The sequence below is a fragment of the Pelotomaculum isophthalicicum JI genome (assembly GCF_029478095.1).
GTDB classification, from domain to species: Bacteria; Bacillota; Desulfotomaculia; order Desulfotomaculales; family Pelotomaculaceae; genus Pelotomaculum_D; species Pelotomaculum_D isophthalicicum.
On sequence record NZ_JAKOAV010000001.1, the window covers coordinates 14,846 to 38,697 of the forward strand.

A 23,852-nucleotide genomic window follows, 5' to 3' on the forward strand; every position below is an offset into this window, starting at 1 on the left:
ATCTAATAGTTTTAGGAGGTGTATAGCTTGTTCAAAAGGAAGTTTGTCTCTAGGGGTGTTACTTTAGCATTTTTACTGGCGGTAAGTCTGTTTTTGTTTGCCTCAGTTTCTTTTGCGGCAGGCCAGAATGGAAGCATAGACGGTGTTTCTATTGAGCTTTATGACGATAACAGTGGCGTTCCCGGTAATGCTATTACAGCAAAAGATTTAACCGCGGGTAAGTTGTTTTGGGCAAAAGTATTTGTAAATAACCCTGTCAAGCTAAGAATGATTGATCTTATGTTAGAGTATGATAAAGAAGTGTTGTCTGCTCAGAATAGCAAGATCATTAAAGGATCTTATTATCAATATGCTGATAGTAACTTATTTGATGCAAATTATGATCCACTTATTGTTTCGACAGTTTTCACTAGTAACGCGGCCGTAGCTAATGCAAGCGGTGCTATTAAATATAATCCAGGTGTAAAAGGAGATACACTTCCTGATATACCTGCTGAATATTTAACTGGAAACAAGTTAGAATTATTAAGCGTTCAGTTTAAAGTAGCAACATCAATACCTCATGATGGTTATATCAGATGGATTAGAGCTAGCGCTGATGATTTGGCCGGTAAGCTCTTAATTGGTACAGGTGAAAGCGGCAACGAGATACCTTTCCCGACTGCTGCGCCTATCATCACCATTAAAAAGCCCGTTCCTGTCACCGCAATCACTGTTAGTGGAGAAGCCTACGCAGATTCCATCACTGCAAATGGCGGCACCCTGCAGATGTATGCTGATGTGCTGCCTGCGAATGCAGATAATACCACTGTAACTTGGTCTGTTACCGCACTTGACGGAACAGCCACGACCAAGGCGACAATTTCATCTACAGGTTTATTGACGGCTGCAGGAAATGCCTCCGCTAACGGAGACGTTCTGGTTAAAGCAACTGCCAACGACGGATCAGGCATTTACGGGACAAAGACAATCCATATATCCGGTCAAATTGATCTGGTGACATCTATTACTGTAACAGGCCAGAATAACGTTTCGGCAATTACTACAAGTGGCGGAACACTACAGATGCTGGCTACAGTATTGCCAGCAACCGCCAACCAAACAGTAATTTGGGCAGTTTACGCCGCAAACGGAACAGACTCTACGACTATTGCCACGATTGATACCAACGGCTTGCTGACTGCCAGCGGCCTAGCAGGCAATAACGGGGATGTAGTGGTTAAGGCAAAAGCGATAGACGGGTCCGGGGTATCCGGCACTAAAACGATCAATATCTCCAACCAGACAGGCCCGGCCTTGGCTGAGTTGAGGATCGTGGGTACGTTACCAACATCCTTAGTGGTCGGCCAGAGCATTGACCTGTCAACCGTGGCGCAGGTATACGGCAGGTACAGCAACAGTACGGAATTTGTGCCGTTAACCACCGGCTTCACCTGGGTGAGCAGCAACACAGCGGCGGCTTCTGTTTCTGGAAGCATAGTCACCGCTATAAGCAAAGGGACTGCAGATATCTATGTTCAATCCGGTAGCGTCAGCAGCAGCAAGACTACAGTGAGTGTTGAATATCCGTTAAGCGTCGACTTCACTGCCCAGGATTTGAACGGCAACCAAGTTACAACGTTTGCTGCCGGCGGCACCTATAACTTCGTGGCAAAAATAAACGGCACGCTAGCAACAGCGGATAACGTCCTGCTCATTGTCCAGATGAAGGATAATAATGGTGTGGTTTATAACATCGGCAGTATGCTGGACAAGAATGCTACTTCGTATAACAATAAAGAGCTTAGCGCCGGATTCAAGCTGCCTGCCACTGCCGGAACCTATACGGCTGAAGCCTTTATCTGGAACAAGTGGCCCAGCCAGAGCGGCACTCAGTGGATCTGGGCGCAAAAGCAGACGCTGCAGGTAAATGTGCAGTAGTCTGACAAATGTCTACAAGAAGGTTTAAGGCATGGATGCAGGATTTAAATGATGGAATCTACTGCCCGGACCCCGTTGACACGGGGCCGGGCAGGGATCCTTTCCTCAATTCTTGAAAGAAGAGGTGAAGAAATATAAATGAGAATTAATCAAGCAGTCCGCCGAAAGGCAATGACTGTAATTGCTATGGTTATATGTCTGTCAATGTTGATGCCCGGGCCGTTTGGCATTGTAACGGCAGCTACCGGTGGAGGCGGCGGCAGCATTGGTTTTCCTGTTATTGCAACTGTTGGTGACACAGCTATAACCGTAAATGGTAATGTTGGTTCTGAGTTTAATGGTTTCGTGGCAACCGTGGTATTGAAAAAGATAATTGGCAACGATGAAAGTCTCATTACATCTGAGGAAGTTCGGGTTCAAAACGGCAGCTTCACCTGGGTTATTCCGGCGGATACCTTGCAGGGAGCGGGAAGTTACAAGGTTGACGCCTCGATAAATGGGAATGCCTTACAGGGACAGGGTTCTTTTTCAGTAGCACAACCTGCAGCGCCCACAGCGGACCCGCCGGAGGGGACTTACCAGGGTGCCCGCCAGGTAACGCTTTCAGCTGAGGCAGGGGCGAAGATTTACTATACTACTGACGGAAGCCAGCCAAGTACAAAGAGCACACTATTTACAGCTCCTTTCAGTATTACCCAGACCACCACGGTTAAGGCCATCGCCGTCAAGTACGGCGCAGTGAGCAATACTGCCATATTTACCTATACAATTACCGGCGGTGGCGTCGTAGTTCACGTCACTGGCGTAACTGTGGCTCAAACTCTTGATCTGATCACCGGCGACAGTAAAACTCTAGTGGCAACGGTCAGTCCGGCCAATGCAACTAATAAGTTAGTAACATGGACGTCTGATAATCCAACTGTGGCTTCGGTGGACAGCAGCAGCGGCAAAGTTACTGCCAACAGCGCTGGTACTGCTAATATTACTGTAACAACCGTTGACGGGAATAAAACCGCTACCTGCAAAGTAACCGTTTACCCGCGCCGTGTGACCGGTGTGGCTCTGGACAAAGATACAATGAATTTGCTGGTAGGTAACAGTGCCAATCTGATCGCCACTGTCGAGCCTTCCAATGCCACAAATAAAAATGTCGTATGGTCGTCCAGCGATCCCAGCGTGGCCTCTGTAGATAGCACTGGTAGGGTAACAGCTGTCGCGGTTAAGCAGGGCGAACAATTCAGTGTGGCTGATATTACAGTGACAACTGCTGATGGCGGCTATACCGCAATTTGCAAAGTGAAGGTGTATCCTGTTGTAACAGTTCAGCAGCAAACGCAAATCAACCAGAATGCAGCAACTGTTATTTCTTCAACATATAATAGTACGGTTATTACTCAGCAGGTAAGCACTGTTGTGAACAGCCTTACTGCTCTGACGGTAAACACCGGTATTTCTGCAAACGAGCAGTTGACAACTGTACAGCAAACCATTTCCACGGTCTTCTCACAAACTGTGACTAGTATGCAACATGGTTATGTAAGTCAGGACTTCGTTGCTGAACAGGCCAATACCATACTTAATGATGTAATTGGCAATGTTTTAAATAATGTTGGAGCTGCTGGATTAAATGATCAAAACATTCAGGCTGCCCAAGGGTCAATAACTACACTAATTGATACAGTTGTAGTAAATCTAAGCAAAACTGTTGTTCAAACGCAACTCGCCGGCACTCTTACCACTACAGTGAATACGCTGTTGCAAAGGGTTGACCATGTAAGCGTAGTTGCAACAGGTGGTGCGACTAGTGTAGATGTTGATGCTGCTTCCGTTGCAAATGCGGTCTATAATGTAAACAGCATTGCCAACGGCCTGCTGAACAGAAACCTGTCCGATAATACCTCCCTTGCCTCATTAGTTCATGTTCAAAAGCAAGTGGAACTCTTCGTCCAGTCTACAACTGTGACAAGCGTATCAATCTCAAATAATATCGTTAACACATTGAATAGCAATAACTTCGGTTTGGCATTATTCAACAGCGATAATGCCGGTATAGCATTGCCACCTCTATCAAGTATAGTTTCCACAATCCAGACGAACGTGCAGGTGACCATTCAGAAAAACACTACACTAGTGACGGGTCTTCCAAATGCCAGCGATATTTATGATTATCAATTGATAGTCGACAACACAACCGTTACCAGCTTCACCAGTTCAACATGTACCCTAAACATTCCCTTTGGCAGTACCCAGTTAGCGGCATCCAGTCTGTTGCCATACTACTTTAATAACCTGAGCGGCTGGTTGCCGGTAATGCTCCCGAGCGGGACATATGCTTCAGTTATCAGAACTACCTATGGCTATAGCTTCCAAACACCTCACTTGACACCGTTTATGGTAGCAGAGGCTGTTGTACCGCAGGTGATAGCCAACTACCCAGCCAACGGCGCGACCGATGTAGCGGTAGATGCAACAGTAAAAGCAGTATTTGACAGCGATATAAGTGCCGCAAACCTGAACGGTGTTGTGATCAAGGACAGTGCTAACAATATTGTTAGTGGTGTTTCAGCTTCAATTGATGCTAACATGCGCACGTTGCTTATCAATCACCCGAATTTCAGCAACAGCACACAGTACACGGTTACCATTCCGGCAAATACCGTTATAAGTGTGGCTAACAGCACCTATAACAGCGCCGTTAACTGGAGCTTTACCACGGTTGCCGCTTCTGGCGGCGGCGGCGGATCGTCAGCAGCGGCCAGCGTGACCACCCTGTCTGCTGACGACATCGCTAAAGCACAAACCTTTACCTTGAAGAAAGGCACCGACACCGTTGCCCTGACTGCCGCTGCCTGGGCTAAGCTGGCTGAACTGAAATCAGACTTTACCTTGAAAAATGATGCCGGCACCGTAGTGATAAAAGTATCTCCGGATGCGATCGATGTACCCTCCGGATTTACTGTAAGCCTGAAGGCGGCGCAACTCAGTGACGCCAGGGCGGCGGCCCTCCTGGCCGGCGCTGCGGCGGATTTCAAGGCTGCCAGTGCAATTTATGAAATCACTGCCACTGTTGCGGAAAAAGAAAAGGCAGCGAATCCAGCCACGATTAAGAAGTTCGTTTTCATCACCATGTCTTATGCCGGAGCCGCGGTGGATGAAGACAAACTAGGCGCTTACTGGTACAACGAAAAGGCCGGCCAGTGGGAATATGTCGGCGGCAAGGTCAACAAGGCGGACAAGACCGTGACCTTTAAGACCGCTCACCTAAGCAAGTACGCCTTGCTGGAAAGCCTGAAGACCTTTAAAGACATAGCGGACCACTGGGCCAAACGGGACATTGAGATCATGGCGGCCCGCGGTGTGGCCAAAGGTATGAATGCCAACGAATTTATGCCTGATGCCACTGTTACCAGAGCACAATTTGCCGCTTTACTTGCCAGGATTACCGGCGCAGCCTATGATCCGGCCAAACAGCCTGCCTTTGCGGATGTGCCTGCCGGCGCCTGGTACGCCAAAGAAGTGGCTGCCGCCTACGCCGCCGGCCTGATCAAAGGCTATGACGAAAGCTCTTTCGGGCCTGATGATCCCGTTACCAGGGAGCAAATAGCGGTTATGGTGGTGCGGTCGATGAACGCCGCCGGGGTAATTAAGCCGTTGGACGAAACATCTGTACAAGTCAGGCTGAGAACCTTCAGTGACAGTCAGGGAATCTCCGAATGGGCGCGCCAGTCTGTGGCTGATGCCGCCGCAGCAGGTATCGTGCGTGGTTATCCCAGTGGCGCATTCCAGCCGTCAAGCGACTCAACCCGTGCTGAAGGAATTGTCATGCTCAAGCGGATGATGGATCAACTACCTTAATCATTAAAAGCTGTGCAGGGTAAACTTACTGTTTACCCTGCACATTGATGCTTGAATTGATGCTTGAATTGATGTGACGTATGGAACCGAATTCATGAAAGTGCGGAAAAGAGGAATTTAATTATGAGAGCTAAAGGTGAACATGAAAAAGTTCAAAAGTATTTCTTATCGGTTCTAATTGCCGCTTGCTTGACCTTGTTATTTTCTTGCGCTGCAGTTGCAGGGGAGATTGTGTTAAGTGTTAATACTGATAAAGCCGGCTACTTGCCAGGTGAAAATGTTACCATTACCGGCGCAATGCAATCCGGCGGTAAAGGTTTGCAGGGAGATCTGGCCTTGCAAATAAATGATCCCGGTGGAACTCCTGCGGCGGTGGAAATGGTGAGAACGGACGCTCAGGGTAGTTTCTCATTCAAATATCAGCTTGGCACAGATAATGTGAAGTCAGGGAATTACACTGTTTATCTGGCCATCGGAGATTACAAGGCCAGTACGTCATTTACTGTTTCATCAACCGGCACAAACTCCGGTAGTAATGATAACGGCGGTGGTGGTAGCAGTAGTGGTAGTAGTACTTCAACAGCGACGACATCTTCCGGCAATGTTTTCACTGCCGCTGATTTTCAGAAAGCAATAAGCGCAGCAAATGCCGGCAGCGTCGTTATGCATGACATTGAAATGAAGAACGGTGTTGCTTCCCTTTCTATCGAGCCAGGAGTTTTCACCGCATTGAGCCAGCAGCAAAAGAGCCTGGCTTTCCGTGCCGGTGAAGTAACCTTGCAAATTCCTCCAGGTGCGCTGAACAAAGAGGACCTGGATAAACTGGCCGGTGCTGCCGCCGCTGGAGTGAAGTTGACTATTGCTGAAGAGGAGCGATCCGGAGCGGGCAGTTTTCTGGTGAGCGGTCTTTCCTGTGCAAAATTGCTGAGTCTGTCTATGGACATGGTAGCAGGTGGCCAAACAACGGGAAATGTGGAACAATTCGCAGCGCCTGTGACCGTTCAAATTAAATTGTCTGCCAGTGAACTGGCCGGGCTGGACCCAGACCTGCTTGGCGTTTACTATCTCAATCCGGCGTCCGGCAAGGCGGAGTACCTGGGCGGAAAAATCGATACAAGTACCGGGATCGTTACTTTCAGCACCAGTCACTTCTCCGGCTTCGCCGTAATGGAATGCAAAAAATCTTACACCGACGTGCAGTCCACTCACTGGGCATACCGGGATATTTTAATCATGGGCGCTAAACATGTCATGGAAGGAACCTCCTTGAACAGTTTTGCCCCGGAAGACAGTGTAACCCGGGCGCAATTTGCCGCCATGATAGTCCGTTCAATGGGCCTGAAAACAAGCGGTCCGGAACCTGGCTTCGGGGATGTTACACCGGACAAGTGGTACTATAAGGAAGTAACGGCTGCCTATCAAAACGGACTGGTGGGCGGTTATGACGCTGCCACCTTCGGGCCGGATGACCCTGTTACCAGGGAGCAGATTGCAGCCATGCTTATACGGGCGCTGAATAAGCTGGGCAAAGCACCTGTCCTCGGTCAGGACGAAGCCGGGACAATATTAAATAACTATAACGATAAAGAAAGCATTAGCGGCTGGGCTAAGGAAAGTACTGCCGCGGCCGTTAAAATTGGCCTGGTGAAAGGACGCGGCGCAGACAATATTGCGCCCAAGGCGACGGCCACACGGGCGGAAGGTGCGGCGTTGCTAAAGAGATTCATGCAAAACGCGGGGCTAATCTAAAAGGCGACAAGTACGGATAATAATTTTAAATTACAATTACTTGTTATATTAGTGTCTTTGCAATCAAAGGCACTTTTTTGTTCGTTATTGCATAATGATAGCTTCTTTATAACACTTCTCTACAAATAGAAGGACTTTCCTCTGTTGTGTAGTAATATTATATAGAGGTATTAATTTCAATTGTTTTATTTTTGTGATCACCGTTACATTTTAATCTTTGGCGAGGGGATAAAATCTTAAGGCATAGTAGATTAAGTCACTTGCATGGGGGGTGGTGTAAAGGCACTTGTAACCCAACCACCAGGTTGGCTGTTTACCAGAGAATGATAGCTGTTTACCAGAGAATGATAACGGAGGTGATTTTTAAGTTTTAGTTTCTTTTTGAGAAGATATTCTCTACGGATTTCGAAAAATTTGTATTGCTTAGTTTTAAGAGGGGAGGCCCATTCGTGAATTTACAAACTTCTTCTCTGCGAAGCATTTCCTTGGCGCAGAGAATAATGCTCCTTTTTGTATTCGCACTGTTGCTGGCCATGGTAGTATGCGTACCGGCTTACGCCAGTTTGTCCAATGTGACGGTAAATGCGGATAATCCTACAAATCCTACAGTATATGCGGTTTCTGATTATACTTTTAGTTTTAGCGACTCCAGCGGCATGAGTGTAAGCGACGATGTATACATTGCGTTTGCACCGGGTTTTGATGTGAGCAGTATTAATCTTAATGCTGTGACAATGACGGTAAGCGGTAATGTATACCAGGCTCCGGCAAGACTTGAAGGTTCTACGTTGATCGTTACAGTGCCGGAAAATGTCGCTGCCGGTCAAGACGTATCTCTCGTCATTAAAGGAATTAAAAACGCGAGTTATATTGGTAGTAACTATTTCGCTGAAATTTATTTGAGTAGCAATCTTTCGTACGCAAGACCTGCTTCTGTCAACCTGGTCGCTCCAAAACTCGTCATAAAACCGGATCTCGATACTATAGAGGTATACCTGCGTGACAAGTTGACATTAGAGTTGCAGGACAGCAAGGGCAATCCATTAAACGCGCCTTATGATGTTTATGTAAATAGTTTCAAAGTCAATGATTCCTTCTACTACAGTGATGAATTCTATCCCGATATTGCCAACGTAAGCAAGTGCTCTGGTATTTATATTAAAGCAAACAGCTCCAGTGCCGTTCTCTATTACCGGCCGATGTCCACCGGTACTAAAAAAATAACGGCGTACACGTACTCATTTAATGGTGTAAACGCCAACAGCACCAAGGATATCAATGTCACACCGGCAAGTCAGGTGAAAAGCTGGCTGGCTTTAGTGAATGATACAGGCAGCCTGACGGTAGGGCAACCCGGGAAGTTTGAAGTACAGGTCAATTATACCGACCAGTACGGCAACCCGGTTGACAGGCCCAGCGACCTGACGGTAAGCCTGGCGGCCACCCAGTTTGGCGGAGGCACTGCCAACGGAAAGCTGTACAAGGCAGATGAAAATGGGTTCATAACAAACTTTGAGATCACAGGCAATGTGGTGGTTCCGAAAGATCAGTCCAGTATTATCTTCTATTATGTTGACACCAAGTCCACGTCATACAACGGCTACAGGGTTTTTCTGAACGCTGCCGCGGACAGTTATACTGGTGCCAATATGGAGATATCCGTTTACCCGGGCAACGCCAGTGTGCTGAAAGCTGTTCCGGCCAACGGTGCGGCCAAGCCGGTCGGCGATACTTTTGCCTTGAACATCCAGTTGCTCGACCAGTACGGCAACCCGGCTAATGCCCAGCCGTATACCGGTAACTACCCGACTTCATTGACGGCTGATTTAAAGAGTTCGTCAGGTACGGGTAGTTTCTACGAGGATTCTTATGCGGAAGAAAAAATTTCCCAAATAACCTTCCCGTATGACTGGTGGACCGGATCAAACGGTCAGAACAAAACAGTTTATTACAAAGACACTACGGCAGGTGACGTGACAGTATCCGCGGAGGTATACTATCTCCAGTCCGAAACGGCAAGCCTTAAAGTACTTCCGCTGCCCGGATCTGTCGACATCTCTTCCGGCATGTCGAACTGGATTCTCAAACAGCGCGGTAAAGTAACTGTCACCCTCAAAGATGCAAATGGCGGCATTTACACTGTACCAAATGAGTTAACCGGCGGCATCAATGTGATCTTAAATGCCAACCCGGACGGAAATTATTATGACGACCCGGTCGGCGGCAATGAGCTTTCTTATATCTGGAACTACGGCGGCAGGGTGGTAAATATACCGGCTGGCAAGAGCGGCGCCGATGTTTATTTTGCCCCGGCAAGCGCCGGCAAGAATGTTCTTTCGGCCATGGTTCAGGGAAATGGTAATACCACGCCCGGCAAGCTGGAAATAGATATCGTCCCGACCGGCGGGGTCAGACTGCAAATGAGCGGTCCCTTGAGCTTCCTGGCGGGGCAGCCCGGCAAGGTGACGGTATACGTGAAAGACCAGTACGGTAACCCTGTTAACTTAACCAGTGAACTTACCGTCAATCTCTCTGCGTTCCAGAACAACGGCGATTCAGTCACCGGCCAGGTTTACGGCGCGCAAGTGCTTAACACACCCAACCGCAAGGCGGACATCGTCTGGGTGCTGGACAACACCGGGTCTATGTCCGACAAACAAAACGCCGTGGCGAACAATATTTCCGAGTTTTGCAACCAGCTGGCGTCCAGCGGCATGGACTACAACCTGGGCTACCTGCGCTACAATGACTATACCGGCACGGTGTTGAATACGTTTAGCAATGGAAACCTCTTTACCAGTAATGCCAATGAATTCAGCCAGTCGATCCTGGCGACGTCCAACAACACTAATGGCAGCACCGAGTATACCATGGGGGCTGTGCAGGCTGCGTTGAACTATCCCTTCCGCAGCGACGCGGAAAAATATATTATTGTCGTGACTGATGAACAAGGCGATGACAACGGCCTGGAATCTTCAACGGAAGCTAATGCACGCGCTAATGACGCGCGCGTATATGCCATCTGGAACACTTATGATGCCAATTACTCACAAATTGACGAACTGGTTAACAACACCGGCGGCATGCAGGTCGATATCAGCGGGAACTGGAGCACGGCCCTGGCCAGCATCGGCAGCGACATCGCCGAAAGCACCGCTCCGACTTCCAATGTTATTGACCATGTGGTAATTCCCGCCGGGAAGAGCAGCGCCACCTTTTATTATCAGGACACCACCTCTACGATTGGCACCAACTATAGTGTAAATATCGAGGCCGAAGGCGGCAACCTGGAGAGCGCCCAGACCGGCGTCACCATCAACCCCCTTGAAACCGGTAAGGTTTCCATCAAGCCGGTTAACGGGACCTATCAAAAGGCCGGCGATGCATTCACTCTGGCCGTTCAACTGGTTGACCAGTACGGTAACCCGGCTGCACCGCAGCGCACACCGCTTACCTTGGAACTGGGGACAACTTCGGCAACAGGTAAATTCTATAGCGATTATTGGCTTAGCAACAGGATTACCCAGTTGACTATGCAAGATTATTATTACAATTACAGTCAGGGCAGGTATATTTACTATACCGATACCACGCCGGGCGAAGTAACAGTATCAGCTTCAACGTATGAAGTAAAGAGCGGCTCGGCCACCCTGAAAGTGCTGGCAAACCCTGCCGTCAGCGTTGCAATTGAACTTTCTTCCCCGGAAACAAGCTGGCTGATTAACCAGCGCGGCAAAGTGACAATTACGCTGAAAGATAAAAGCGGCAATGTTTACACCGTGCCTTCCGAGTACAATTACGGCTTGGAAGTAGGCCTGGATGCCAAATACGGCAACTTCTACAGTGATCTCGTCGGCGGCTGGGATTTGCCTACCATGTGGTATCCGGATCAGGATTGGAACTGGCACCGCATCACTTACCTTACTATTCCCGCCGGCAAGAGCAGCGTGGACATTTATTTTGCTCCGCTGAACGCCGGGCAAAACACCCTGACGGGCAGCCTGCTGGGATATAGTGTAACCAGCAATACCTTTACGGTGAATGCCAATGCCGCCGGTGGGGTCAGAGTAGTCTTCGACCAAAGCTGCCTGTGTTTCACTGCCGGCAAGGCCGAGACGGTCAATGTGCAGGTTATCGACCAGTATGGCAATCCTGTGCCCCAGGCAAGTGACTTGACCGTAAATCTTTACACGGAGACAGGTGACGGCACGCCTTCAACGACAGGCAAATTCTACAGCAGCATTAAGGCTGACGGCACACCCGACGGCTCCCCGGTCACATCGATAATTATACCCAAGGGCAGTGACAGCGCTTCTGTCTACTACTACGATACCAAGACAACCGGGCAGAACTACAGCCTGTACCTTGGCTTGAATGCCGCGCCGGTCAACGGCAGCCTGACCCCGGCGGAAGTGTATCCTGCAAACTCAAGCAGGTTGCAGGTGAAGGTAAAGGATTATAATGTTTACAATGTAAAAGTAGCCGGTGGTGATACCTGGCAAGTAGCAGGACCTGGCGGCGACACGCAAGATCTGCAGAGCGGTATGCCTTTCCCAATGACGGTTAGTATTGTCGATGCGCAAGGCAACCCTGTGCCGCAACCTTCCAGGCTGGTGGTAAACCTGTCCACAGTCTCCGGATCGGTTTACGGGAAATTCTATCTGGACAAAGTAATGACTATGCCCGTTACCCAGATTGCCTTTGATCCCGACTATTATTACTGCTTCCCGGGTTATGAGCAGGAAGACGGCGGCAGCGGCTATTACGACATTGAGCACGGCGGCGTTGTAAATCTCTACATTAAGGCTGACGGCACCGGCAGCGCGACCGTGAATGCGAAAGCGAGCGGCCTGGTCGACGGCAACTACGACATCAGTGTATATGCCGCGAATTCAGCAGGTCTTGCCATTCACAATCAATATGGTTATATATGGGACGAAAATCAACAGCAATATGTAATGGCTGAAGAAAGCTTCATCGAGCCGGACCAGCGCAAAGCGGTGGGAGTATTCTTGATTGACGAAAAAGGGCGTCCGGTTATGGCCATAAGCGACACCACAGTCACCCTGGCCGCCGATAAAGGAGCCTTCTATGCCAATAGCTGGAGCGGCACGGAGATTACCACGTGCACTATCCCGAAGGGAGTAAGAGGCACCGCGGTATTCTATCAAGCCCCGGATACGGATCAGGGTAAGACGTTTGAAGGTGATGTAAGTCTAACGGCTTCCAAAAGCGGCCTGACAAGCGCAGCCGCAACCATGAGGGTCGGGCCTTTACCGTATTTCGGCACTTGCCTGCAGCGCGGCTGGAACATCATTTCAACTCCTGTTGCTCTTGAGCGCAGTTCATTGGATCAATTGATCAGTGACCCGAGTTATATTGAAATAGCTTATCTTTTCGATGACTCGCAGCAAAAGTGGTTCCCGATTTTCAAGGATCTCGCCAGCGGAAAATGGTATGTCGACAAGGGGCTGGGCACTGCAAATCCAAACTTTTACGTAAAGCCGATGGAAGCGGTATATGTAAAGGTTAAAGGTTATACTTACACCAAGCATTGCCCGTACCGCAACCCCAGCGGTCCTTATACGCGTGCGATGAACCCCGGGTGGAACCTGATCAGCCCGGCTATCGACCTGGCCGAAGGCGGATTCTATAATGACAGTAAAAAGTTGGATCAGGTCCTGGCTAACATCAAAGGTAAATATACCCAGGCAGTCAGCCCCGGTATCGGCATGCAAGACGCGTGGTCCTATGTGCCTGATTCCGATGCTTCCGGCTATAAGCCCTGGATGAGAGCCGGCTGTGGGTATTGGGTATACATGAAGGAAAGTGGGACACTGACCGGATTTAGCTATACTCCGGTTAAGAAAATCACATCCTTGTATAGTGGTAGTAGCGCCGCTGCTGATCAATAAAGTATGTTTTGCAAGGAAGTAGGTGGAATGATGCAGAGGGCCTTACTATTGATTGCGGGGCTCCTGGTCATGCTTCTGGGTGTGTCGCCGCATTTAGCGGCCGGCGACACACCGCCGCTTCCGGCGGCATATTACGGCAGCGTGACATATGATGATGGTAATCCGGTTCAGACGGGCACCATCGAAGCGGTTATCGACGGGGCCATTTGTGGACAAACAAGTATAAGCAACGGCTTTTACGGCTCACCAAATACTGGGGAGCAGAAGCTGGTTGTTCAATACCCGGAAAACATCCCAGGCAAAATTGTCTGTTTTATGGTAAACGGTGTTGAAGCAGGACAGTCTGTCGAATGGCAAAGCGGTACTAGTGTCAGGCTTGACCTTGTGGTTAACAAAGCTTCTTTACCCAAGGTGCCGGCGTTCAGCCCGAACGGCGGGATATTCACCAACAGCGTGACGGTAGGGATCGACAACATAGCGTCAGGCTGCGACGCGTACTACACCCTGGACGGCAGCGATCCGACATTGAGCGGCACAGTATACAAAACGCCGTTCACGCTGACAGCGTCCGGGACAGTAAAAGCAGCCGTGTACGACAGCAGTACGGGACTGTGGAGCAGTATAACAAGCGCGGCATTCACCATCAACAAGGCCGTCGGCGGTACCGTAAGAGGTTCGGTAGTCCCACAAGGCCTCAGTGCCGGCAAGTTTGCTGGAATAAATGTCATTCTGCTTAGCGGTAGTCAACAAATAAGCAGTACGTCAACATTAAACGATGGTTCTTACCAGATGGACAATGTGACGGAGGGTATTTACATTGTTATGATCAAAAGCGATAAGTACCTGAGCAGTAAAATTAACGGCGTTTCAGTTTCTGCCGGTTCAACAGTAAACTTAAGTCCGGTCAATTTACTGGTTGGCGATGCTAACGGTGATGACATGATCGGCGGCCTTGACTTCTCTGCCTTGCTTTCGGCATGGAATAAGAGTGAAGGACAGTCCGGATACAACCCGCTCAATGATTTCAACGGAGACAAATCAATAGGCGGCCTGGATTTCAGCCTGTTATTGCAGAACTGGAATAAAAAAGGCGCTACCATACCTTAGATTAGTTCAGTGAAACAAACAGGTTATTGTGACGAGGAAGCGCAGGGTAATTATTACAATTTAATCATTTTATTGTATTATTTCCCTGCGTCTTTTTCCTTTGCCATAATATTGCATGGACTGCTGATTCCGTTCATATGTTTTAGTTGTTATTTATTACCGCTAGGAAGCCTGTCCAATTCTGTATTAAATTTAAAATAAGTATTAAATAATGGAAGTTAATTGTTTGGGTAAGTTCAGAAGCACAATTTTTATTTGTATATTGTTGTCATTGTTTTTTTCGGTACCGTCTTTTGCCCCCGGTGAACCGATGATTCCCGCGGCATACTGGGGTAGTATCAAGTATAACAATGGCGTTCCAGTTTCATCTGGCACCCTTGAGGCGGTGGTAGATGGTGTTGTTTGTGGTTCGATAGCCGTTAACAACGGGTTTTATGGACAGACAGGGACAGGGCAGAAACTTGTGGTGCAGGGAAATAATCTCGAACCCGGTGATACAGTATATTTCCGGGTTAACACAGGCGGCAGGGTAATAAATGCGTCAGAAAGCGTAGACTGGCAGTCCGGCGACACCCGTCCAGTCAATCTAACGCTGCAATCTGCCGGCATTATTGGAGATGTTAACGGAGACGGTATGGTCGGTGGACTTGATTTTTCTGCCTTGCTGGCTGCCTGGAATAAAAAGGAGGGGGAAAGCGGCTATAACAACCTTTGTGATTTCAACGGGGATAAAACAACAGGCGGGCTGGATTTTAGTATAATGCTGCAAAATTGGAATAAATCAGTATATTAATGGTAATATATTCTAAATTAATGGAAGTGATTTTGGCATGTTTAAGAATAGAATTATTCTTCTTATTTATGTTTTATTATCTTTGCTTTTATTATTACCAGCTCTTGCCTCTGCCGAGCCTATGCTTCCCGCTGCTTACTGGGGAAGCGTCAAATACAACGACGGTGTTTCCGTCCCGTCAGGCACCCTCGAGGCGGTGGTGGACGGTGTTGTTTGTGGTTCTATAGCCTTTAGCAACGGGTTTTATGGAGAGGCAGGGACGGGGCGGAAACTTGTGGTACAGGGAAATAATCTCGAACCCGGTAAAACAGTATATTTTCGGGTTAATACAGGTGGAGTGGTGATCAATGCGGCAGAAAGCGTAGACTGGCAATCCGGCGATACCCGTCCAGTCAATCTAACGCTGCAATCTGCCAGCCCTGCGGGCGGATCTAACGGCAGCAGCACGAATCAAAACAGCAACACAAATCAGGACAGCAGCACGAATCAGGACAACAGCACCACATCAGGCGGCACCACATCAGGCAGCACCACATCAGGCGGCACCACATCAGGCAGCACCACATCAGGCGGCACCACATCAGGCGGCGGTGGCGGTAGTGCGGCGCCGGTTGGAACCACGACACCGTCAAACAATCCTGCGCATGAGAACATCAGCAAGACATATTCTGACGTTCCGTCCAGTCACTGGGCATATGCGGATATCCAGTTTATGGCCGCGAAACACATCATGGTCGGTGTCGGCGACGACAGTTTTGCCCCGGAGGAAAACATGACGCGGGCACAGTTCGCCGCCATGCTGGTGCGGGCAATGGGCCTTTCCACAGACGGAGCCTCGGTTGCATTTAAAGACGTGACATCTGACAAGTGGTATTACCGTGAGGTGGCCGCCGCCTTCCAGAGCGGCCTGGTGAGCGGGTACAATCCGGATGAATTCGGCCCGGAAGACACGGTCACCCGGGAGCAGATTGCGGCCATACTGGTGCGGGCTCTGATCAAGGCGGGCAAGCTGCAGCCTGTGGCGACAGGAGAGATTGATTCAAGCCTGGCGCCGTTCAAAGACCGGGCAAACATCGATGACTGGGCAAGAGAGAGCGCTGCCGCGGCGATTAAAGCAGGTTTGGTCAAGGGGCGCAGTAACGATACATTTGCCCCGCAGGCCACTGCTACAAGAGCTGAAGGCGCTACCCTGTTAAAGAGGTTTATGCAGGCCGGCGGGCTGCTATAAGTAATGTAGTCTGGTTTAATTGCACAAAAGCTTTCAGGGACAGCCTGAATACCCGGCTGTCCCTGAAAGATAAATAAATTGGCTGACTTCTATCCCCGTAGTTAAAATAAAGGAGAAATTTGTACCTGATATGGCAAAAGCTAAAGGACAAGCTCTTATTATTGATTATTGCGCGGCCGGAAAAGTAATGATCCAGTGTTTCATGAAAGCTTCCGTTATCAGCCTGACAGTGCTGTTTTTCTTTTTTCCACCGGTGCAGGCTGCTTCGGCCGGTCCTCTCTATGATCACTATCAGGATCTGAAAAATACTTACCCGCAGTTTTTTCAGCGCCTTCTTGACACACAAATGGTCAGTGACAACGAGATCCGGAACTGGCTTTCGGATATAGACGACTACCTGGCAAACAGGAACGAGGTTGTAACCCAGACAAATTTTAAAGCATATATGACCAACGCTCTGTTGAACACACTTTTTATTGATGAAAACAAGGCTGTCTACGACGCGGTCATATCTGCCTACAACCAGGAACTAAATGAATATTTTAGCACCGGGAACGTGAGTGGTACTTTGGCTGGTTTTTATGATGCAGTTAAGACGGTGATCCTGGGCCATGTGGTAATTGCCGATCCCCCATCAAATAATAGCCGGCTGACTAATTATGGAGGACCCTTAAAAGTAAATATAAGCGGCTTCCTGAAAAGTGTTCAATATTACTATACGCTGGATGGTAGCACACCCACGACATCCGGTACGCTCTATACCGGAATACCAATTGAAATTAGTATGGCAAACGGGCCGAAAACATTGCGTGCAATTGCCGTAAAAAACAACACAGTCAGTGATACTGCTGTATTTACATACGATACCGCAAGAGGAACTATTCAGGGGGTGGTCTGCCAGGAAGCGACGGCGCTGAGAAGAGTGAGGGTGTATTTGGAACTGGATGGGCGGGAGTTTGACGCATCAGTGGATGAAAAGGGGAGTTTTAAACTGGAAAATGTGCCTGCGGGCAGCCGTATTATTAAAATTGTTTCCGATAAATACCTGTCTGAAGGGATACAGGTCCAGTTAATGCCCGGCCAAATCGCCGTGGTTCCGGAATTGACCATGCGGGCCGGCGATTTGAATGGAGATGGCAAGATTGACACGGCGGACTTGGGGATCTTGAGCAGTGATTACGGGTATAAAAAAAGCGGTGAAGCGCCTTACAGTGCGGCCGATATCAACGAGGACGCAGTAGTGGATCTGTCCGATCTCGGGTGGATCGCAACGAATTACGGAGCGACGGCTAATTGATGTAAACCTACAACACAATACGACTACTGGGTCTACATGAACTCCGGTAGTGTAAAAAGCGGAGGGAGCAAATTTGTTTAATAATATTAAAAATAAATATATTTCCAGGGGAAAAATGTTTCTTGCGGTTTTTCTTGTTGCGCTGGCCGTTATCCCCGTGTATGGCGCTGCTGCCGGTACGCTGTCGGACAATTATGACCAGCTAAAAAACAGTTACCGGCAGTTTTTTGACCGCCTTACGGGCACCGGCAAAGTGACCGATACGCAATTGCGGAACTGGGTCGGCGATTTGGACGGCTACCTGAGCGGGGAAACGGTGAGCGACAGCAATTTCGACTCAGTCATGCGGCGCGCTATGGCCGCCACCCTTCTGGCGCCGGAGAACCAGGCCGTTCTGGATGCGGCCAGAGAAGTTTATAGCCAGGAAATTCAGCAGACGATTGCCGGGAATATTCCGCAGGAGTTCAGGGGTTTTTACGATACGGTCAAGAGTCTGATTATAAAGCGGGAAAGTAGTGGTTCGGGATCGTCGTCCGGCGGCGGTTCGTCCGGCGCATCGTCAGGCTCGGGATCATCCACGGGCACCAGTTCGGGCGGAGACTCGGCAAGCTCGTCTACCACCGGCAGTACCAGCAGTACCAGTAGTGCCGGTAGTTCCGGCAACTCCGGCTCATCCGGCGCTACCGGCACGCCTGGCAGCGCGCCTGATGCCGCTGCTTCAAGCGCTCCCATGTTCAAGGATATTGCCGGCCACTGGGCCGCAGGCGATATAGAGTCAATGGCGTCCCGCCAGGTGGTCAAAGGTGATCCGGACGGCCGGTTCAGGCCGGACGATACCGTAACCAGGGCCGAGTTTACGGCCATGCTGGTACGCCTGCTGGCGATCAACGGCGGGGAAGGCGGTAACCGTGTGTTCGACGATGTCGGTGCTGACAAATGGTACTATAGCGCCGTAAACGCGGCTGTCGCGGCCGGCATTGTCCAGGGGTACAGTCAGGAAACCTTTGAGCCGGAGTGCCCGGTAACCCGCGAGCAACTTGCCGCCATGGCGGTGCGCGGCTATGTGCGCGGCGGCGGCCGGCTGCTGGATGGTCCGGCGGCGGAAGCGGTACTGGCGCCGTTCAAAGACCAGGGAGAAACATCCGGGTGGGCGTCAGTTTTCTTGGCTACCGCCGTGGATAAAAAGATTGTCACGGGTTATCCGGGCGGCCTCCTGAAGCCGGGCGCTCAGGCCACCCGAGCGGAAGCGCTGGTCATACTGAAAAGGCTGGCGGCAGTAGCGGCAGTACAGTGAAAATTACAACGCGCCGCGCATTTGTGCCATGGCCTTTGCCATCAACTGCCTGCGTTGGGCGTTCTTTCTGGCAATGTAACTGTCACGGATTTTTGTTGTGATGTCCAGAGGCAGGTTGCAGGCCTGTAGTTCAGCTTCCATTGCGGCCAGCGTGCTGTCAAAGCGTTGGTCGCATTCTTTTTCCTGGGAGCGGCCGGCGGCAATATACTTGTCGGCCATTTTCAATAGTGAGAGGTTTTTTTTGCCGCCGTTCTGCCGGTACTCCTGAAGTGCGGAATTAACCAGTTCGCCCAGCTTTTGCTCATATTCGCCCTGCAGCAAAATAAATTCAGCCTGGTACTTGCTTACGATGCGGCAGTATTCATAATACTGCGCAGGTTCAAAGGATGAGTTGCCGGCTTGCGCGGTAAAGGCCGGCCATTCGGTCGCCGCCGCGATTTCCGGAAACGCCGCCGGATCGGCCGGGCCGGTTGCACCCGCCGGCAGTCCAGTTTTACCCTGGACCGCCTCGCCGCCCGGCAGCGCTATCTGTTCCCGGCCGGGACGCAAAATATAATTAAGCGCAGCCATATACAGGTATTCAGGCGAGTAGATCAGGATCAACACAAACGCCTGCAAAAATAAGATTATTACAATCATGGTTATGGTAAATAATTTCAAGTTCTTACCGTGCATGCGACTGCTTGCCCCCTTGCTAATAAAAGTATGTTTGTATAGTTTGTAAATTTGTATAATTATAACACTTTATTTTGTGATCATGATCACTGATATTTTTCAAATAATTACTATAATAAAAGTAAATTTTATATAGCTTCTCATTTTGTGCCAATGTTAGAAGGATTTCCGGTTCTTTTGTCGAATGTAATCTTATAAAAAGCAGTTGAAATGTGATACGGCAATTGGCCGGTTTTTATTTGCCGGGGGCGGTATTACCGGCTGTGTAGCACGGGGAGGTTTCAGGCAATTGGAAGGCAACAATCACAACAACCCGGTCGAAATAGACGAACAGGTCATTGATTTGCGGGTGTACGTAAAAATATTGAAAAAACGCCGCGCATTAATCGCGCTGGTCACCTTGCTGGCCATACTTACCAGCGCTTTCCTGAGCTTTTTTGTTCTGCCGCCGGTCTACGAGGCCGGGACCCTGCTCCTGGTTACCCAGGCCACGGACAAACAGCAGCAGGTGACGGGCCAGCAGGGCGATCTTAATTCCATTGTCAACACCATTTCACGTATCCCGGTCCTCACCATGAATACTTACGTGGGCCAGGCCAAGAGCGAGGCCATTATGCAGCGGGTGATCGATAAACTCGGGCTTGCCGAAAAGGGTTATACTACCCGCAGTCTGGCCGGACAAATTAAGGCTACCGCCGCCAAAGACTCCAACCTTATCGAAGTGACGGTGAGCAATACAGACCCGTCGCTGGCGGCCGACATAGCCAACACCTTGAGTCGTGAATTCCTGGAGCTTATTTCTGAGAAGAACCAGGAGCAGATGGAGCGGTCCGTGAAGTTTATGCAAGAACAGAAAAGCTCAACTGAAAAAGAACTTGATCAGGCCGTCGAGGAATTAAAGAAGTTCGATTCCGAGCCCCGCGGCGTAGCTATCCTCCAGCAGGAGATGGCCGCCAAGTCCCAGGATTTGAACAAATACCAATCCGAACTCACCCGGGCGGAGGTGGAGCTGCAGCAGATAGCGGCGGCCAAGATGAGCCTCGAGGAAGGTCTGGCTAACACTTCGAAAACGATCCGCGTGCAGAAGTACGACCAGACCCAGGGCCGGGTGGTTTCCAGCGAGGAGATCAATCCAGCTTATACGTCCCTGGTGGAAAAACTTAATGAAAAAGTGGCCGCCCAGGCGGAAAAGGAAGCTCAGGTAACGGGCACAAGGGGTGTGCTTGCCGTCATGAACCAGCAGATCGACCAGCTCCAGGCGGAGCTGACCGATAAAAAGACCAAACAGGACCGTCTCCAGGCGGAGGTTCAACGTCTTGAGAGTACCAGAAAACTGCTGGCGGACAAGACCGCCCAGACCCAGATTGCCCGCTCCATCGACCTGGGCAGCACCAGCGTGGTGGTGTTTTCCCCGGCCATGGCCCCGGCCGAGCCGGTGAAGCCGAAGAAAAAGCTCAACATAGCGATAGCCTTTGTTCTGGGGTTGATGGCTTCTGTGTCGCTGGCTTTTCTACTGGAGTTTCTCGACAACACCATCAAGAATCCCGAAGATGTGGCCCAGCACCTGGAATTGCCCGTGCTCGGGATGATCCCCCTGGCCGATGTGCGGTCAAGCGAATAAACGGAACGAGGTAGAAAAATGCATGTCAGCAGAAACGGAAACAGTGCCCTTTACGCTTATTTCAAACCGAAGTCGGCGATAGCCGAAGCCTTTCGCACCTTAAGGACAAATATTTCATTTTCTTCACTGAACCGGCCCTTCAAAACCATCATGACCACCAGCGCCGGCCCGTCGGACGGCAAGTCCACGGTGACGTCCAACATGGGCGTGGTCATGGCCCAGGCCGGCAGCCGCGTCCTGATTGTGGACTGCGATCTGCGCAAGCCCGTGATGCACAAAAATTTTGAGACTGACAACCACCGCGGGCTGACCAACCTGTTGGTTCAGGACCTGGATATTGCGGAAGTAATCAAACCCACCAGGGTGGAAGGGCTCAGCCTGCTTACCAGCGGCCCGATCCCGCCCAACCCGTCGGAACTGCTCGGATCGTTGAAGATGAAGAACTTCCTGGAAAAAGCCGCCGGGATGTACGATATAGTGTTCATCGACTCGCCGCCGGTGATTGCCGTTACAGACGCCTCCGTGCTGGCCCCGCTGGTGGACGGCGTAATGCTGGTGGTGAAATCGGGCGTCTCCAAGATAGATATGGTCAAGGAAGCCAAGAACCAGCTGAAAAAGGCCAAAGCCCGGATCATCGGGGTGGTGCTGAACGAGGTAAAAATGAAGAGTGAGGACTACCACTACTATTACTACTACAAGAGCAGGAACAAGCCGTCAAAAGAAGTGGTGCTTTAAGCATTATCCACATGTGACAAGGCGCAATGTGAGCAAGCTTGATTTTTTTATCATGAATTTAGGACTTATTTCATAGAAGAAATGGGACTATGGTCCTGGAAAAATGAGGTGGTTCTAAAATGGTTCCCAATGAAAGCCGGGTTGCAACCGTCCATAACGCCACAATAGGCGCCGCCCAATTGTTGACAACACTACCGCGGCCGCTGAAACTGCAACTGCGGAAAGTGATCGAATTAACGTCTGTTTTAACCGTTGATTTGGGCGCCTTGGGAATTAGCGTCGCTTTGGCTTATTTCGCGCGCGTTTTCATATTGCCCTGGCTTTCGGGCGCTTTTCCCCCGGAACTGCCGCCCAACCTGCCGGAGCGCTTGTGGTGGCTGCCGGCAGTGTTTTTGGGTGCTATAGTTTACGAAGGCCTGTACACCAAGAGATATTCTTTCTGGCGTGAGTGCGGCCTGTTGATCAAGGCCGCCACTCTGGCCTTCCTGGTGTCGCTGTCCATAGTTACCCTGGCCAAAACAGGCGGGGAAGTGTCGCGAACCCTCGTCGTCCTTATCTGGTTTTTTTCCCTGGTAATGTTGCCGGCCTTCCGTTATACCGGGAAGAACCTCCTCGCCCGCGCCGGCATCTGGGAGAAAAAAGTGCTGGTGCTGGGCGCCGGCAGGACGGGTGAACTGGTGATGCAAGCCCTGGACCGCGAACCGTACATGGGCTACCGGGTAGTGGGACTTTTAGATGACGATCCGGAGAAGAAATATAGAATTTTTACTGTCAACGGCGGCGCCAGAGTGAAGGTATTGGGGGGATTCCGGGATTCAGACAACGTAATGGCTGAAACCGGGGTTTACAATGTGATAGTGGCCGCTCCCGGCCTGGCGGGCAATGTTCTGGTGGGCCTGGTAAACCGCCTGCAGCGGGTTTGCGATTCTGTAATAGTGGTCCCTGATTTATTCGGTTTGCCGGTTATGGGTGTGGAAGCGTCATACTTCTTTGACGACCGTTTTTTAGCGTTGCGTTTGAAAAACAACCTGGCCAGCCGCACGAATATCTTTTTGAAGCGCGCTTTTGACTTGACCGCCGGCGCGGTAGTCCTGCTCCTTCTGCTTCCCGTGATGGCCGCTATAGCCCTGGCCGTGAAGCTTGATTCCCCCGGCCCCGCCGTTTTTGCCCACCGCCGCATCGGCCGGGGCGGCCGGGAGTTTATGTGCTATAAGTTCAGGACGATGGTAGTTGACGCGCAGGAAGTGCTGGACAAGCTTTTAAAAGAGAATCCTGTTTTCCGTGAGGAATGGGAAAGGGACTTTAAATTAAAGGACGACCCGCGCATTACCAGAGTAGGGAGATTCTTGCGCAAAACCAGCCTGGACGAGTTGCCACAGATATTTAATGTCATTAAAGGCGAGATGAGTCTGGCCGGTCCCAGGCCAATCGTGCGGAAAGAGATAGAAAAGTATAAAGAGAATATTAAATATTTCTACCAAGTCCGACCCGGGCTGACCGGCCTCTGGCAGATCAGCGGCAGAAACGAAATAGAGTATGATGAACGAGTGCAATTGGACGCTTGGTACGTGCGCAACTGGTCCCTGTGGCTGGACATTACCCTGCTGCTGCGCACCGTGGCTGTGGTTACGGCAAGAAAAGGGGCTTATTAATAAAAAAACGA

Annotated in this window: 13 protein-coding genes and 1 pseudogene; 13 read left to right on the plus strand and 1 reads right to left on the minus strand. The window is 50.1% G+C overall.

Annotated features, from left to right (window positions below; translation table 11 throughout):
* The first annotated feature begins 27 nt into the window (after positions 1-27).
* From L7E55_RS00090 to L7E55_RS00130, 9 genes are all read left to right on the plus strand, one after another.
* The gene (locus L7E55_RS00090) at positions 28-1,920 is read left to right on the plus strand and encodes an Ig-like domain-containing protein (RefSeq protein ID WP_277441915.1); all 1,893 of its coding nucleotides are present in this window, start codon (positions 28-30) and stop codon (positions 1,918-1,920) included.
* A 138-nt stretch (positions 1,921-2,058) separates the two neighbouring features.
* Positions 2,059-5,775, plus strand: coding sequence for an S-layer homology domain-containing protein (locus L7E55_RS00095; RefSeq protein ID WP_277441916.1), 3,717 nt, complete (start codon positions 2,059-2,061; stop codon positions 5,773-5,775).
* A gap of 123 nt (positions 5,776-5,898) precedes the next feature.
* Complete coding sequence (locus L7E55_RS00100) at positions 5,899-7,524, plus strand: S-layer homology domain-containing protein (protein ID WP_277441917.1); 1,626 nt, start codon at positions 5,899-5,901, stop codon at positions 7,522-7,524.
* Positions 7,525-7,973: 449 nt separating this feature from the next.
* The gene (locus tag L7E55_RS00105) at positions 7,974-13,439 is read left to right on the plus strand and encodes a vWA domain-containing protein (RefSeq protein ID WP_277441918.1); all 5,466 of its coding nucleotides are present in this window, start codon (positions 7,974-7,976) and stop codon (positions 13,437-13,439) included.
* A gap of 27 nt (positions 13,440-13,466) precedes the next feature.
* Positions 13,467-14,546, plus strand: a complete 1,080-nt coding sequence (locus L7E55_RS00110) for a chitobiase/beta-hexosaminidase C-terminal domain-containing protein (protein WP_277441919.1) — start codon at positions 13,467-13,469, stop codon at positions 14,544-14,546.
* Positions 14,547-14,772: 226 nt separating this feature from the next.
* Positions 14,773-15,339 (plus strand): dockerin type I domain-containing protein, encoded by a 567-nt coding sequence (locus L7E55_RS00115; RefSeq protein WP_277441920.1) that lies wholly within the window; start codon positions 14,773-14,775, stop codon positions 15,337-15,339.
* A 37-nt stretch (positions 15,340-15,376) separates the two neighbouring features.
* Positions 15,377-16,567, plus strand: a complete 1,191-nt coding sequence (locus tag L7E55_RS00120) for an S-layer homology domain-containing protein (RefSeq protein ID WP_277441921.1) — start codon at positions 15,377-15,379, stop codon at positions 16,565-16,567.
* A 130-nt stretch (positions 16,568-16,697) separates the two neighbouring features.
* Entirely contained in the window at positions 16,698-17,864 is a 1,167-nt protein-coding gene (locus L7E55_RS00125; protein ID WP_277441922.1) for a chitobiase/beta-hexosaminidase C-terminal domain-containing protein, read from the plus strand.
* A 73-nt stretch (positions 17,865-17,937) separates the two neighbouring features.
* The gene (locus L7E55_RS00130) at positions 17,938-19,158 is read left to right on the plus strand and encodes an S-layer homology domain-containing protein (protein ID WP_277441923.1); all 1,221 of its coding nucleotides are present in this window, start codon (positions 17,938-17,940) and stop codon (positions 19,156-19,158) included.
* 3 nt (positions 19,159-19,161) lie between these two features.
* On the opposite strand, the gene L7E55_RS00135 is transcribed toward L7E55_RS00130, so the two are convergent.
* A complete protein-coding gene (locus L7E55_RS00135) occupies positions 19,162-19,833 on the minus strand; it encodes a hypothetical protein (protein WP_277441924.1) in 672 nt (223 codons plus the stop codon).
* Positions 19,834-20,182: 349 nt separating this feature from the next.
* Here L7E55_RS00135 and L7E55_RS17630 point away from each other — a divergent pair.
* The 4 genes and pseudogenes from L7E55_RS17630 to wbaP all read left to right on the plus strand — a co-directional run.
* Positions 20,183-20,458, plus strand: a pseudogene (locus L7E55_RS17630) (Wzz/FepE/Etk N-terminal domain-containing protein); the annotation flags it as partial.
* Positions 20,459-21,064: 606 nt separating this feature from the next.
* Entirely contained in the window at positions 21,065-21,454 is a 390-nt protein-coding gene (locus L7E55_RS17635; protein WP_420851982.1) for a GNVR domain-containing protein, read from the plus strand.
* Positions 21,455-21,472: 18 nt separating this feature from the next.
* Positions 21,473-22,189: a CpsD/CapB family tyrosine-protein kinase gene (locus L7E55_RS00145; RefSeq protein WP_277441926.1), complete on the plus strand. Its 717-nt coding sequence runs from the start codon at positions 21,473-21,475 to the stop codon at positions 22,187-22,189.
* Positions 22,190-22,308: 119 nt separating this feature from the next.
* Entirely contained in the window at positions 22,309-23,841 is a 1,533-nt protein-coding gene (gene wbaP, locus L7E55_RS00150; RefSeq protein ID WP_277441927.1) for an undecaprenyl-phosphate galactose phosphotransferase WbaP, read from the plus strand.
* Positions 23,842-23,852: the final 11 nt, after the last annotated feature.

Coding starts and splice junctions, on each gene's coding strand:
- L7E55_RS00095 (WP_277441916.1), top strand. CDS start 2,059: ATGAGAATTAATCAAGCAGTCCGCCGAAAGGCAATGACTGTAATTGCT.
- L7E55_RS00100 (WP_277441917.1), top strand. CDS start 5,899: ATGAGAGCTAAAGGTGAACATGAAAAAGTTCAAAAGTATTTCTTATCG.
- L7E55_RS00110 (WP_277441919.1), top strand. CDS start 13,467: ATGATGCAGAGGGCCTTACTATTGATTGCGGGGCTCCTGGTCATGCTT.
- L7E55_RS00120 (WP_277441921.1), top strand. CDS start 15,377: ATGTTTAAGAATAGAATTATTCTTCTTATTTATGTTTTATTATCTTTG.
- L7E55_RS00125 (WP_277441922.1), top strand. CDS start 16,698: ATGGCAAAAGCTAAAGGACAAGCTCTTATTATTGATTATTGCGCGGCC.
- L7E55_RS00135 (WP_277441924.1), bottom strand. CDS start 19,833: ATGCACGGTAAGAACTTGAAATTATTTACCATAACCATGATTGTAATA.
- L7E55_RS17635 (WP_420851982.1), top strand. CDS start 21,065: ATGAACCAGCAGATCGACCAGCTCCAGGCGGAGCTGACCGATAAAAAG.
- L7E55_RS00145 (WP_277441926.1), top strand. CDS start 21,473: ATGCATGTCAGCAGAAACGGAAACAGTGCCCTTTACGCTTATTTCAAA.
- wbaP (WP_277441927.1), top strand. CDS start 22,309: ATGGTTCCCAATGAAAGCCGGGTTGCAACCGTCCATAACGCCACAATA.